Source organism: Bradyrhizobium sp. AZCC 1577, assembly GCF_036924575.1.
Taxonomy (GTDB): Bacteria; Pseudomonadota; Alphaproteobacteria; order Rhizobiales; family Xanthobacteraceae; genus Bradyrhizobium.
The window spans coordinates 7,436,812-7,449,819 of record NZ_JAZHRQ010000001.1; the positions used below are offsets into that span (position 1 = coordinate 7,436,812).

The following is a 13,008-nucleotide window of genomic DNA, read 5'->3' on the forward strand; positions in this document are numbered from 1 at the left end:
TCCGGGTCTGGTGCTTGCGCACCATCCCGGAATGACCGCCAGCACTTTTTTCGGCTAGCGCGGCGCCGCCTCTACCGCTAAGCCGGTAGCATGCATTCGAAAACCGACACGGTGCAGTCCTCGGCCGAGGCACTGCGGTACCCCTTCGAAAGCCACCCGGGCCACGATCAGGTCGTCGAGGTGGTGCCCGGCGTGCTCTGGGTCCGGCTCAAGCTGCCGTTCCGGCTCAACCACGTGAACATCTATCTGCTCGCCGATGGCGATGGCTGGGCGATGGTCGATTCCGGCTTCGGCAACGAGGAATCCATCGCGGCCTGGACCATCCTGTTCGAGGGCCCGCTGCGGCATGTGAAGATCACCCGGCTGATCGTGACCCATTCGCATCCCGATCACGTCGGTCTTGCCGGGTGGATCGTCGAGCGCTTCGACTGTCCGCTGCAGATGTCGCAGGTCGAATACCTGCAATCGGTCTATCACCAGAACCGCGGCACCGAGGAGCGGCGCAACGCGCAGCGGCTGTTCTTCCGCCGCCACGGCATGGACGAGAGCCTGACCGACAAATTGCTCGGCCGCGGCCAGGACTATTTGAAGCGGGTTTCGGTGCTGCCGCCCTCGTACCGCCGCATCTCGCATGGCGACGAGGTCGTGATCGGCACCCGCCGCTTCAAGGTGATCACCGGCGGCGGACACGCGCTCGACCAGGTGATGCTGTACTGCGCCGCCGACAAATTATTCCTATCCGCCGACCAGGTGCTGAGCAAGATTTCGCCCAATGTCAGCGTCTGGGCCGTCGAGCCCGACCAGAATTCGCTCGGGGAATATCTGGCTTCGCTGGCGAGCCTCACCACGACGCTCCCTTACGACGTGATGGTGCTGCCCGGCCACGGCGTGCCGTTTTACGGGCTGAAGACCCGCATCAAGCAGCTCGCCGATCATCACGAGGATCGCTGCCGCCTGATCGCGGAAGCCTGCCGCGAAGTGCCGCAGACCTCGAAGGAGCTGGTGCCGATCGTATTCCACAAGCACGTGCTGGACGAGCACCAGATGGGCTTTGCCGCCGGCGAACTGGTCGCCCACGTCAATTACATGCTGGTCGAGGGCCGCCTGACCTGCGAAGTCAGCGATGGCGTGCTGCGGTTCCGCACGACCTGAGACGCAGCGACCTGAGCCACGCCGAATGGTCCAGTCACGCGGGACCGCTACCCACCTAGCGCGTTGATCCGGATCAACATTTGCTCCGGCTAAGTAGCATCCCGGAGGCGCGCCGAAATGTGGGAATTCGCATAGACATCAAAGCTGGAAAGGCTCTAAAAAGGCCCGACGCCAATACGGCCGGTTCCGTTCCAGGTCTTGTGATGGATTACAGCAAATTCTTCCACGCCGCCCTCAACCGCCTGCATGACGAGCGGCGCTACCGCGTTTTCGCCGACCTCGAGCGGATCGCGGGCCGTTTCCCGCATGCGGTCTGGCACTCGCCGAAGGGCAAGCGCGATGTCGTGATCTGGTGCTCCAACGACTATCTCGGTATGGGCCAGCACCCGAAAGTGGTCGGCGCCATGGTCGAAACTGCGACCCGCGTCGGTACCGGCGCCGGCGGCACCCGCAACATCGCCGGCACCCATCATCCGCTGGTGCAGCTCGAGCAGGAGCTGGCCGACCTGCATGGCAAGCAGGCCTCGCTGCTGTTCACCTCGGGCTATGTGTCGAACCAGACCGGCATTTCGACGATCGCAAAGCTCATTCCGAACTGCCTCATTCTATCTGACGCGCTGAACCACAATTCGATGATCGAGGGCGTCCGCCAGGCCGGCTGCGAGCGCCAGATCTTCCGCCACAACGACCTCGCCCATCTCGAGGAACTTTTGATCGCTGCAGGCCCCGACCGGCCCAAGCTGATCGCCTGCGAGAGCCTTTATTCGATGGACGGCGACGTCGCGCCGCTTTCGAAAATCTGCGATCTCGCCGAGAAATACGGCGCCATGACCTATGTCGACGAGGTTCATGCGGTCGGCATGTACGGCCCGCGCGGCGGCGGCATCGCCGAGCGCGACGGCGTCATGCACCGCATCGACGTGCTCGAAGGCACGCTCGCCAAGGCGTTCGGCTGCCTCGGCGGCTATATCGCCGGCAATGCCGAGATCATCGACGCGGTCCGCTCCTATGCGCCGGGCTTCATCTTCACCACCGCGCTGCCGCCGGCGATCTGCTCGGCCGCAACGGCTGCGATCCGGCATTTGAAGACCTCGAACTGGGAACGCGAGCGCCACCAGGACCGCGCCGCCCGGGTCAAGGCGATCCTCAATGCTGCCGGGCTGCCCGTGATGTCGAGCGACACCCACATCGTGCCGCTGTTCGTCGGCGATCCCGAGAAGTGCAAGCAGGCCTCCGACATCCTGCTGGAAGAGCACGGCATCTACATCCAGCCGATCAACTATCCGACGGTCGCCAAGGGCACCGAGCGGCTGCGGATCACGCCCTCGCCCTACCACGATGACGGGCTGATCGATCGGCTCGCGGAAGCGCTGCTGCAGGTCTGGGAACGCCTCGGGCTGCCCGTGAGGCAGAAATCGCTGGCGGCCGAGTAACCCTACCCGTCCTAATCCCTTCGAATTGGGCCGGTGGCGCCGTGCGCTGCCGGCCCAAAGCGTCTATATTCACCTCTTCCGGCCATGGCGTTTACGAGCGTCCGGTTTGGCGTGAAAGGCACACGTCCGCAATCCAAGCGCCGGGAGAGGGAGGACCCGAGAGCGATGCTGCACGACTGGGGCGTAATCGCCACCGCGTTCGCCTATATCGGACTGCTGTTCGTCGTCGCCAGCTACGGCGACCGCCTGTCGCCGAGCCAGCGCGGCCGCGCCAGCATGCTGATCTATCCGCTATCGATGGCGATCTATTGCACCTCCTGGACCTTCTTCGGCTCGGTCGGGTTCGCCACCCGCACCAGCGTCGACTTCCTCGCGATCTATGTCGGGCCGATCCTGATGATCGGGCTTTGCACGCCGCTGTTGCGTCGCGTGATCCAGCTCGCCAAGTCGCAGAACATCACCTCGATCGCCGACTTCATCGCGGCGCGCTACGGCAAGAGCCAGGCGGTCGCCGCCACCGTGGCGGTCATCGCGATCGTGGGCTCGGTGCCCTACATCGCGCTGCAGCTCAAGGCGGTGGCCTCATCGCTGGAGACGATCCTGAGCGAGGACAAGCTGTTCTCCTCTATTCCGCTGATCGGCGACATCGCACTGGTCGTCACCTTGGCGATGGCGGCATTCGCGGTGCTGTTCGGCACCCGCCAGACCGACGCCACCGAGCATCAGCACGGCCTGATGCTGGCGATCGCCACCGAGTCCATCGTCAAGCTGGTGGCCTTTATCGCCGCCGGCGCTTTCGTCACCTTCTGGATGTTCACGCCCGTCGAACTGATCGAGCGGGCGATGAAGACACCGGAGGCAGTGCGCGCCATCAGCTACGTGCCGTCGATCGGCAATTTCCTGACCATGACGCTGTTGTCGTTTTGCGCGATCATGCTGCTGCCGCGGCAGTTCCACGTCAGCGTGGTCGAGAATTCCAGTCTCGAGGAGGTCAATCGGGCCCGCTGGCTGTTTCCGCTCTATCTGATCGCCATCAACCTGTTCGTGATTCCGATCGCGATCGCCGGTCTCGTCACCTTCCCGTTCGGCGCCGTCGACAGCGACATGTATGTGCTGGCGCTGCCGATCGAGGCCAATTCCGCGCTGCTCAGCATCGCCGTGTTCGTCGGCGGCCTGTCGGCCGCGACCGCGATGGTGATCGTCGAATGCGTCGCGCTCTCCATCATGGTCTCCAACGACATCGTGCTGCCGATGGTGCTGAAGGGAAGTCCCGGGGCGCGCTACGGCAGCAAGGATTTCGGCGACTTTCTGCTCAAGATTAGACGCATCGCAATCTTCGCCATCATGGTGATGGCGTATTTCTACTACCGCGCGCTCGGCAACACCCAACTGGCGGCGATCGGCCTGCTGTCGTTCGCGGCGCTGGCGCAACTCGCGCCGGCGTTCTTCGGCGGCCTGGTGTGGCGCCACGGAACCGCACGCGGGGCGATGGGCGGCATGCTGGTCGGCATCGCCGTGTGGCTCTACACGCTGTTCCTGCCGAGTTTCCTGGAGGGCAGTACGGCCGGCCTTCTGTTGCTGCAGCAGGGGCCGTTCGGCATCGTGGCGTTGCGTCCCCAGGCGCTGCTCGGCACCGACCTGCCACCGCTGATGCATGGCGTGTTCTGGTCGCTCGCGCTCAACATCCTGACCTATGTTGTGATGTCGCTCGCGCGCCAGCCGTCCTCGATCGAACGGCTGCAGGCGGACCTGTTCGTGCCGAACACGCTGGCGCCGATCGCCCCGACGTTCCGGCGCTGGCGCACCACCGTGACCGTGCAGGACATCCAGAGCACGGTGGCGCAATATCTCGGCCCCGAGCGCGCGGCCCAGGCCTTCGAGACCTTTGCGGCCAGTCATCCCGGCAACCTCGATCCGGCGGCACCTGCCGATTTCGAGTTGCTGCAATACGCCGAGCGCCTGATCGCCTCCTCGATCGGCGCGGCCTCCTCGCGCCTCGTGATGTCGCTTCTCTTGCGCAAGCGCACCGTCTCCGCCAAGGCCGCGCTGAAGCTGCTCGACGATTCGCACGCCGCGCTGCATTTCAACCGCGAGATCCTGCAGACCGCGCTCAACCATGTGCGCCAGGGCATCGCGGTGTTCGACGCCGATCTGCAACTGATCTGCTCGAACCGCCAGTTTGGCGAAATTCTCGCGCTGCCGCCGCACCTCGTGCAACTCGGCATTCCCTTGCAGGAAATCCTCGAATTCATGGGCGCGGTCAGCGCGTCCGGCGCCGGCGATCCCGATACGCTATTGACGCGGCGGCTGGAGGCCTACACCACCGAGGGCAAACCTTATCTGGAGCGCCTGGCCGATCGCCATATGGTGATCGAGGTCCGCTCCAACCGGATGCCGGGCGGCGGCCTCGTCATCACCTTCTCCGACGTGACCCCGAGCTTCGAGGCCGCCGAGGCGCTGGAGCGCGCCAATGCGACGCTGGAAAAGCGCGTGCGCGACCGCACCGAGGAGCTCACCCGCCTGAACTCCGAACTGGCGCAGGCCAAGAGCACCGCCGAGGATGCCAACATCTCGAAGACCCGATTCCTCGCCGCCGCCAGCCACGACATCCTGCAGCCGCTCAACGCGGCGCGGCTCTATGTGACAAGCCTCGTCGAGCGGCAGAACGGCGGTGAGGACTCCCGCCTGGTCGAGAACATCGACGACTCGCTGGAGGCGATCGAGGAGATCCTCGGCGCGCTGCTGGACATCTCGCGGCTCGATGCGGGGGCAATGACGACCTCGATCTCAAGCTTCAAGATGGCCGACCTGATGCGCTCGCTGGAGATCGAGTTTGCGCCGATCGCCCGCGCCAAGGGGCTGGAGCTGACCTTCGTCCCCTGCTCGCTGCCGGTGCAGTCCGACCGCTCGCTGCTGCGGCGGCTGCTGCAGAACTTCATCTCCAACGCGATCAAATACACTCCGCGCGGGCGCGTGCTGGTCGGCTGCCGCCGCCACGGACAATCCCTGCAGATCGCCGTCTACGATACCGGCGTCGGCATTCCCGTTATGAAGCGCGGCGAGATTTTCAAGGAGTTCCACCGCCTCGAGCAGGGCGCGCGGATCGCCCGCGGCCTCGGCCTTGGTCTATCGATCGTTGAGCGGCTGGCGCGCGTGCTCAACCACGGCATCGCGATCGACGCCAACGCCAGCGGCGGCTCGGTGTTTTCGGTGACCGTGCCGGTCGCCAAGGCGGTCAACTACACCCACGCCGTCACCAGCGCGACGCCGCTTTCCAAGATGCCGATGGGTGGCGCCTTGATCGTCTGCATCGAGAACGATCCGGCGATTCTCGACGGCATGAAGACGCTGCTGACGGCCTGGAACGCCGAGGTGATCGCGGTAGCTGACCCGGAAGCCGCGATCGCTGCGATCGAATCGTCCGGCCACAGCGTGACCGGCCTTCTGGTCGACTATCATCTCGACCGCGGCAACGGCGTTGCCGCGATCCGCGAGATCCGTCGCCGCTTCGGCGACAACATTCCCGCCATCCTGATCACGGCCGATCGCAGCCCCAACGTCCGCGCCGCCGCGCGCGAGGAAAACGTCGCGATCCTCAACAAGCCGGTCAAGCCAGCCTCGCTCCGCGCCCTGCTCGGCCAGTGGCGCGCGCAGCAGATGGTGGCGGCGGAGTAATGCACACCGTCATTCCGAGGCGATGCGTCAGCATCCAACTATGGTGCGCAATGCGCACCTGAGAACAATCGAGATTTGTGGTTATGGTCCCCGCGTTCGCGGAGACGACGGTGAAGCTTGCGGAGCGTATGGCTCCACCTTCGCAAACCGGTCATCCAGCGCATCCCCTGCGCCGCGGACAGGCGGAATAAGCGCGGGAATTTCTCAACGACGTCGTCCCTGCGAACGCAGGGACCCATAACCACAATTGTCTGTGGTTATGCCTCGCTGGAGCTCCAGCGCATTTCAACAATCGAGATTTGTGGTTATGGGTCCCCGCGTTCGCGGGGACGACGGTGGAGCTTGCGGAGACGACGGTGGACTTTGGAGCTCCAGCGCGTTTCAATCTCGAGATTCTCAGGGCGCAAGGGCGCCCCATAGCTCGCTTCGCGCCCCGGAACGACGTCCCCCCAATCACCCCGTCGGCGTGCCCTGGCGCCATTGGCCGCCGGAGATTTTCGCCGCCGCGATCACGGCCTGCGTGCGGCTTTCGACGCCGAGCTTTTGCAGGATCGCCGAGACATGCGCCTTGATGGTCGCTTCGGAGACGCCGAGCTCATAGGCGATCTGCTTGTTGAGCAGTCCCTCCGACAGCATCATCAGCACCCGCACCTGCTGCGGGGTCAGCGTCACCAGGCGGTCGCGCAGCCGCGTCATGTCGGGGTCGGTGGCCGAGGAGAGATCGGTGTCCGGGGGCACCCAGACGTCGCCCTCCATCACCTTCATGATGGCGTCGCGCAGCGTCTCGACGCCGAAGCGCTTGGGGATGAAGCCGGAGGCACCGAAATCGAGCGACCGCCGGATCGTGCCCGCATCGTCGCTCGCCGACACGATCACCACCGGGATCGCCGGATATTGCGCCCGCAGGTAGATCAGGCCCGAGAAGCCCGAAATCCCCGGCATCGTGAGATCGAGCAGAATCAGGTCGACGTCGGAATCCCGCTCGAGCAGCGCCGTGAGTTCGTCGAACGTGCCGGCTTCGCTGACGACGGCCGAAGCCACGACACTGGCAACCGCCTGCCGCAGAGCGTCGCGAAAGAGCGGATGGTCATCGGCGATGACGAGGTGGGTATTGGCAGCAGCGATCATCTGTTCCGGGCGCCGACAAGAGGTCGGGAAAGCATGCAAGTCGTTGCTGATTGACAGCAATTTGATTGTCCACTGTCAGGAAGCGACTTGCAAGGCAACCTTGCCCGCGTCGCGCAAAAGCAGTTAATCGGCACCAGTTTCCTTCGAATGGTGCAACGCAAAAAAATGAACAATTGGGGATTTGGGGCCAGCCCGGCCGAGCCCACAGGGAACTCGGAGAAAAATGCTGCGCTTTCGAAAAGACGCGTTGCGTCAATCCTTGAACAGGAGGTCGCGGCCGAGCTCATCGATGGTGGAGACAGCATCGAGTGCCGCACGCAGCCGATCGAGGTCACGGCCCGACAATCGCTTCACGGCAACCGCGTTGGAAGGCGGGATGCCGTGGGCGATGTCCTCAACCTGCTGCGACAGGATGAGATCGAGAAAGGTGCCCTGGGCTTCGCCAAGCGCATCGAGATCGCTCTCGCTCGCCTGAACCCCCGCCTTCACGCCGGCCAGTCGCGCCGACGTCGACCGTTCCATGACGTGATAGCGGATTGCCATCGCGCGCACCCATGCAACGAGACCAAACAATCCGGCCGCCTTGAGGTCGATACGGCCGGCGACCGTGCGGATCCCGCCGAAAAATTTCAGGCTCGCCGGAACGCTGACGTTCTCGACCAACAGCTTGATGAACGCGACCTGGCCTTCGGCCGCCGCGAAGGCCGCCTGACGCACCGAGACGGCAAGGCTGCCGTCGCCGTGAACCGCCCGCAGGTCGAAGAAAATATCGACGGACAACAGATCGGCGGGACCGGAACGTGTGATCCACTTATCGACGCGATCCCGCCATGTTGCCACCGAGCCGCGCCAAAGCGCGTTCTTCGCCATGACACCGCCCTTGCAATAGGGCACGCCGACCTCGTGCAGGATATCGGCGACATGCGTCCCGAGTTCGGCAAACCAGCGATCCTCCTCGCCGTCGGGCTCGCCCTGCGCGAAGATCACGGCGTTGTCCTGATCCATCGCCAACAGGCTCTCGCCGCGTCCGGCCGATCCGAGCACCAGCAGCGCATACTCGCACGGCGGCCCGCCCCGGCCGCTCTCCCGCATCATCCGCTCGGCGATCACCGCGGCCTGGCGGGAAAGAGCGCCCAGTTCCAGGGAAATCACTTCGGCGATATCGCGACCGGACAATCCTTCCGCCAGAAGCATTCGCGCGACGCGCGGCAACTGCGCCCAGGCCGCCGACAGCGCATGCGGGTCGCCTGCATCGTCGATCTCCTCGCCGAGCGATATGGCGTCGCCCGCGCGCAGGCGCAGCAGATCGCGCGTCGACAATGCACCGGCCACGTGGCCAGCGTCGTCGACAACACCGAGATGGCGGGTCTTGAGACGATTCATCCGGGCGATCGCGCGATAGACAAGCGCATCCGCCGGGACCGCCGCCAGCGGCGTGCTCATGATCTCGGCGACTGGTCGCTGCAGCGCCCGGGCACCGAGCCGGGAGACGGCGCGCAGCACGTCGCGCTCCGTCACGATACCCGCCTCAGCCGCCCTGATTTCCGGGCCCGGCTGCGGTCCGCGCACGTAAATGGCCGATATCTTCTCGTCCGCCATTTGCGCCAGCGCTTCGCCGACCGTGGCATCCGGAGGGACGAAGATCGCCGGCGTCCGCATGATGCCGCCGACGCGGTGGCGGAACGCATAGCTATCGAAGCGCTTCAGGGTCTGCTCGGAATCGAGGCGGGCCGCTGCGTCGACTGCCTCGATCCAGCCGCTGCGCACCTGATCGTCGAGCACGGCGGTGAGCGCGCGACAGGCGCGTTCGGCTTCGGCAACGGTCCGGATGCCGTGTTCGCGCAGCTTCGGCACCAGCGCCAGGAATATCCGCGCCGTTGTGATCGCATCGCCCAGTGCAGAATGCCGGTCGACCATGTCGATGCCGAGCCAGGCCGCGAGCTTCTCCAGCTCATAGCCGGCCAGTTCCGGCGCGGCGATCTCCGCAAGTAACCTGGTATCGAGCGTCCGGGGCCGCGACCATGGCAACCCCGCCAGTTCGCATTCGCGCTTCAGCATCGCGAGATCGAAACCGATCATGTGCCCGACGACGACGGCCCGACCGACAGACGCGTCGAAGCGCGGCCAAACCTCCGAAAAACGCGGCGAGCCGGCCACCATGGCATCGTCGATGCCATGGATGCGTGTCGTCTCGGCTGGGATTGTCTCGCCGGCCGGCCGAACCAGTTGACGGAACGAACCGTCGGCAACCAGTTTTCCAGCGGTGAGCCGCACGCCAGCAAGCTCGATCACCCGCGCCTTGCGTGGATCGAGCCCGGTGGTTTCGACATCGATGACAACGGCGTCGAGTGACAACAGCGGGACACTGCCAGCCGTCCTGTCCATCAGCCTCCTCCCCTCACCTGGTGCCGGTCGACAAGCTGGCGTTGGCAATGTGCCTGACGCCCTATTCAAGCAGTGCGCTGGTCACGGCAGGCGCATCGATCCGATCGACCAACTCGTCATGGATGTTGCACAGGCTGACACGCAGGTAGTTGCGCGTGGTCTGGAAATCGCGCCCGCGCAGCTTTTCGTGGATCGGCATCATGGCAAAGTAGCTCTCGGCCAGCGGTTCGGGAACGTCCATCACCCGCTTGGGCGCGTGCCCGCCGACCAGGTCGAGCCGATGCGCCAGTTCGCGCCGCGCCTCCTGCCAGGCGGCCTCGCCGATCGAGGGCGGCACCGGATAACGGTCGAACACCGAAAGGACGACCGCGATGATCTGGTCGAGCACCGCCCGGCGCTGTTCCCCGGCGTGCGGACGCAATACGACGTCTACCGTCTCGCCGACCATCGATAGCCCGAGCGGAAAGGCCTGCCAGCGTGCGTGTTCAACCGATTTGGCAAAGCCCTCCTCGGCAAACAGCACCTTGGCGTAATGGCCTGCGCGGGCGCGCGAATACTCGTAGATGCCCTTCTGTACGATGTATGCCGATTGGGCGTCGATGAAGTCCGCGAGCGCCTCGCGGTCCCGAATCGGCGGACGGGGTCGAAACAGTTTTTCGAACAGCTTCATCGCAGTCCTTTCCCGTGCGGCGGCCTGGATCAGCTTGTCCAACTTTCCGGTACCTGCAAAGCGCAATGATTCCAACGCGGCATCGCTGTTAGCAGTCGCAACATATTCTACCCCCCGAAAGTATTATTAAGAACTGACTGTTCGTGATGTAGCCTTCGTTAGTTCCAAACCGGCACAAGAGCGGTTGGGACTGCGGCGCAGGGGGGTGCCGCGCTGACGGGATTGCAATCCCCTCGATCATTCAATCCCGGCGCACTTGCTGACCGGTGTCTTGAGGGAGGATTTGCAACCCATGGCTAACCCCACAGATCTGAAAGCAAAAGAAGAAGCACACTGGGCGAAGACCTCGCGCCTGATGTTCACGCATCTCGGCATCTGGTTCTTCTTCGGCTTCGTGATCCACATGTTCGTGAAGCCGCTCAACGCTATCGTCATTCCGATTCTCGGCTTCCCGCTCGGCTTCTACATGGCGGCGCAGGGGTCACTCATCGCGTTCGTTGTCATGCTGTTCATGTTCGCGAAACAGCAGGACAAGATCGATCGCGAATTCGGCTTTGCCGAGGAAGATTGAGGGGATGAGATCATGGCTACACAAGCTTCTGCCGGCACCTCGGACTTCATCAAGAATTTGGGGAGGATGTACGGTACTTATACCGGCGGCTTCATAGGATTCATCATCTTCCTCGCGATTCTCGAGCAGGTTGGCGTTCCGAACAAGATCCTCGGCTACCTGTTTGTCTTCTTCACGCTCGCAGTCTACGCCATCATCGGCGTGATGACGCGAACCGCCGAAGTCTCCGAATATTACGTCGCCGGACGGCGTGTTCCGGCTTTCTATAACGGCATGGCGACCGGCGCCGACTGGATGTCGGCGGCATCTTTCGTCGGCATGGCCGGCACCCTGTTCCTGCTGGGTTACGACGGCCTCGCTTGGGTGCTGGGCTGGACAGGCGGATTTGTGCTGGTGTCGATCCTGATCGGGCCGTATCTGCGCAAATTCGGTGCCTATACCGTGCCCGACTTCCTGTCGTTCCGGTACGGCGGCAACTTCGCCCGCTTCCTCGGCGTGATCGTGCTGGTTGCCTGCTCGTTTACCTACGTGACGGCGCAAATCTACGGCACCGGGATTATCGCCTCGCGATTCCTCGGGATGCAGTTCGAGCTTGCGGTCTTTGCCGGACTTGTCGGCATTCTGCTCTGCGCGATGCTGGGCGGCATGCGGGCGGTGACCTGGACGCAGATCGCACAATACATCGTGCTGATCATCGCCTACCTGACCCCCATCGTTATCCTGTCCACCAAGAATTACGGGATCCCGATTCCGGAACTCACCTACGGGCAGGCGATCACGGATATCACCGCGCGCGAGCAGCAAATGCTGGCGACGGGTCTGACGACAGCCGCGGCGCTGAAGCCGCACATCCAGCCCTTCATCAACTATAGCCCGCTCAATTTCTTTGCGATCATCATGTGCATGATGGTCGGCACGGCGTCGTTGCCGCACATCTTGATGCGTTACTTCACCACCCCGTCGGTGCGTGAGGCACGCCAGTCGGTCGCCTGGTCGTTGCTGTTCATCTTCCTGCTGTACTTCTCGGCGCCGGCCTACGCGGCGTTCTCCAAGCTGGAGGTCTACACCAACATCATCGGGCGAGACCTGTCCGCCATTCGCCCCTGGTTGTTCAGCTGGGGTGAACTCGGGCTGATCCAGATCTGCGGCAAGAATGCAAGCAACATTGACGCGATCGTTGCCGCGTGCAAGGCGATTGCCGATCATCCCGGCGTGGTCCGGCTGCAGGACTTCGTCATCAATACGGACGTGATCGTGCTTTCCACACCAGAGATCGCAGGCCTTCCCTATGTGATCTCGGGTCTGGTGGCAGCGGGCGGTCTCGCCGCCGCGCTCTCCACCGCCGACGGCCTGCTGCTCGCCATCGCCAACGCGCTGTCGCACGACATCTACTACAAGATGATCGATCCGAACGCTCCGACCATTCGCCGTCTCACGGTGGCGCGCGCTCTCCTTGTGGGCGTCGCCGTGGTCGCGGCTGCGACGGCGGCAACCAAGCCAGGCGACATCCTGGCCATGGTCGGCTGGGCGTTCTCGCTTGCAATGGCCGGCAACTTCCCGGCACTCGTGATGGGCGTCTGGTGGAAGCGAACCACGGCAACGGGAGCAATCTGCGGCATCATTGCCGGCTTCGGACTCTGCCTGTTCTACCTCGTGACAACACGGTACTTCCCGGGCGCAGGCGTGAAGTACTTCGGCATGACCTCGCTGACCAACCCGCTGACGGGGGCACCGCTGGTCGACATCGCGAAAGCCATGGCACTGCCCAATGCTATGGAGAGCTTCCCGACACTGGCCCACCCGATGGCCAACAAGGTCGGCTGGTTCGACCTCAACAACATCGCCTGCGGATTGTTGGGAACGCCGCTCGGCTTCGCTGTCATCTACATCGTCAGCAAGCTCGGCAGAGAGCCATCGGCCGAAATGCAGGCCTACGTCGACGAAATCCGCAAGCCGCGCGGCAGGACGGTGCTCGAAGAGAAGACCACCTAGGT

General features: G+C 63.9%; 8 protein-coding genes. 5 read left to right on the top strand and 3 right to left on the bottom strand.

Annotated features, from left to right (window positions below; all coding sequences use genetic code 11):
* The first annotated feature begins 90 nt into the window (after window positions 1-90).
* The 3 genes from V1278_RS35295 (at window position 91) to V1278_RS35305 (ending at window position 6,260) form a co-directional block, all read left to right on the top strand.
* Window positions 91-1,152 (top strand): MBL fold metallo-hydrolase, encoded by a 1,062-nt coding sequence (locus V1278_RS35295; protein WP_334383874.1) that lies wholly within the window; start codon window positions 91-93, stop codon window positions 1,150-1,152.
* Window positions 1,153-1,355: 203 nt separating this feature from the next.
* Window positions 1,356-2,585: a 5-aminolevulinate synthase gene (gene hemA / locus V1278_RS35300; RefSeq protein WP_028348055.1), complete on the top strand. Its 1,230-nt coding sequence runs from the start codon at window positions 1,356-1,358 to the stop codon at window positions 2,583-2,585.
* Window positions 2,586-2,750: 165 nt separating this feature from the next.
* Window positions 2,751-6,260 (top strand): hybrid sensor histidine kinase/response regulator, encoded by a 3,510-nt coding sequence (locus V1278_RS35305; protein WP_334383875.1) that lies wholly within the window; start codon window positions 2,751-2,753, stop codon window positions 6,258-6,260.
* Between the two features lie 453 nt (window positions 6,261-6,713).
* On the opposite strand, the gene V1278_RS35310 is transcribed toward V1278_RS35305, so the two are convergent.
* The 3 genes from V1278_RS35310 to V1278_RS35320 form a co-directional block, all read right to left on the bottom strand.
* On the bottom strand, window positions 6,714-7,385 hold the full coding sequence (locus tag V1278_RS35310; RefSeq protein WP_334369130.1) for a response regulator transcription factor: 672 nt from the start codon (window positions 7,383-7,385) through the stop codon (window positions 6,714-6,716).
* Between the two features lie 255 nt (window positions 7,386-7,640).
* Window positions 7,641-9,773, bottom strand: coding sequence for a DUF294 nucleotidyltransferase-like domain-containing protein (locus V1278_RS35315; protein ID WP_334383876.1), 2,133 nt, complete (start codon window positions 9,771-9,773; stop codon window positions 7,641-7,643).
* 61 nt (window positions 9,774-9,834) lie between these two features.
* Entirely contained in the window at window positions 9,835-10,443 is a 609-nt protein-coding gene (locus tag V1278_RS35320) for a hypothetical protein (protein WP_334383877.1), read from the bottom strand.
* A 292-nt stretch (window positions 10,444-10,735) separates the two neighbouring features.
* On the opposite strand from V1278_RS35320, the gene V1278_RS35325 reads away from it, so the two are divergent.
* Window positions 10,736-11,014 carry a DUF4212 domain-containing protein gene (locus V1278_RS35325; RefSeq protein WP_334383878.1) on the top strand — a complete coding sequence of 93 codons (279 nt, stop codon included), beginning with the start codon at window positions 10,736-10,738 and terminating at the stop codon, window positions 11,012-11,014.
* A gap of 12 nt (window positions 11,015-11,026) precedes the next feature.
* Window positions 11,027-13,006: a sodium:solute symporter family protein gene (locus tag V1278_RS35330; RefSeq protein WP_334366389.1), complete on the top strand. Its 1,980-nt coding sequence runs from the start codon at window positions 11,027-11,029 to the stop codon at window positions 13,004-13,006.
* The last annotated feature ends 2 nt before the right edge of the window (window positions 13,007-13,008 follow it).

Bases quoted from the DNA above. Each gene is read 5' to 3' on its own strand.
- V1278_RS35325 (WP_334383878.1), top strand. From the start codon at position 10,736: ATGGCTAACCCCACAGATCTGAAAGCAAAAGAAGAAGCACACTGGGCG.
- V1278_RS35330 (WP_334366389.1), top strand. From the start codon at position 11,027: ATGGCTACACAAGCTTCTGCCGGCACCTCGGACTTCATCAAGAATTTG.
- V1278_RS35305 (WP_334383875.1), top strand. From the start codon at position 2,751: ATGCTGCACGACTGGGGCGTAATCGCCACCGCGTTCGCCTATATCGGA.
- V1278_RS35295 (WP_334383874.1), top strand. From the start codon at position 91: ATGCATTCGAAAACCGACACGGTGCAGTCCTCGGCCGAGGCACTGCGG.
- hemA (WP_028348055.1), top strand. From the start codon at position 1,356: ATGGATTACAGCAAATTCTTCCACGCCGCCCTCAACCGCCTGCATGAC.
- V1278_RS35320 (WP_334383877.1), bottom strand. From the start codon at position 10,443: ATGAAGCTGTTCGAAAAACTGTTTCGACCCCGTCCGCCGATTCGGGAC.
- V1278_RS35315 (WP_334383876.1), bottom strand. From the start codon at position 9,773: ATGGACAGGACGGCTGGCAGTGTCCCGCTGTTGTCACTCGACGCCGTT.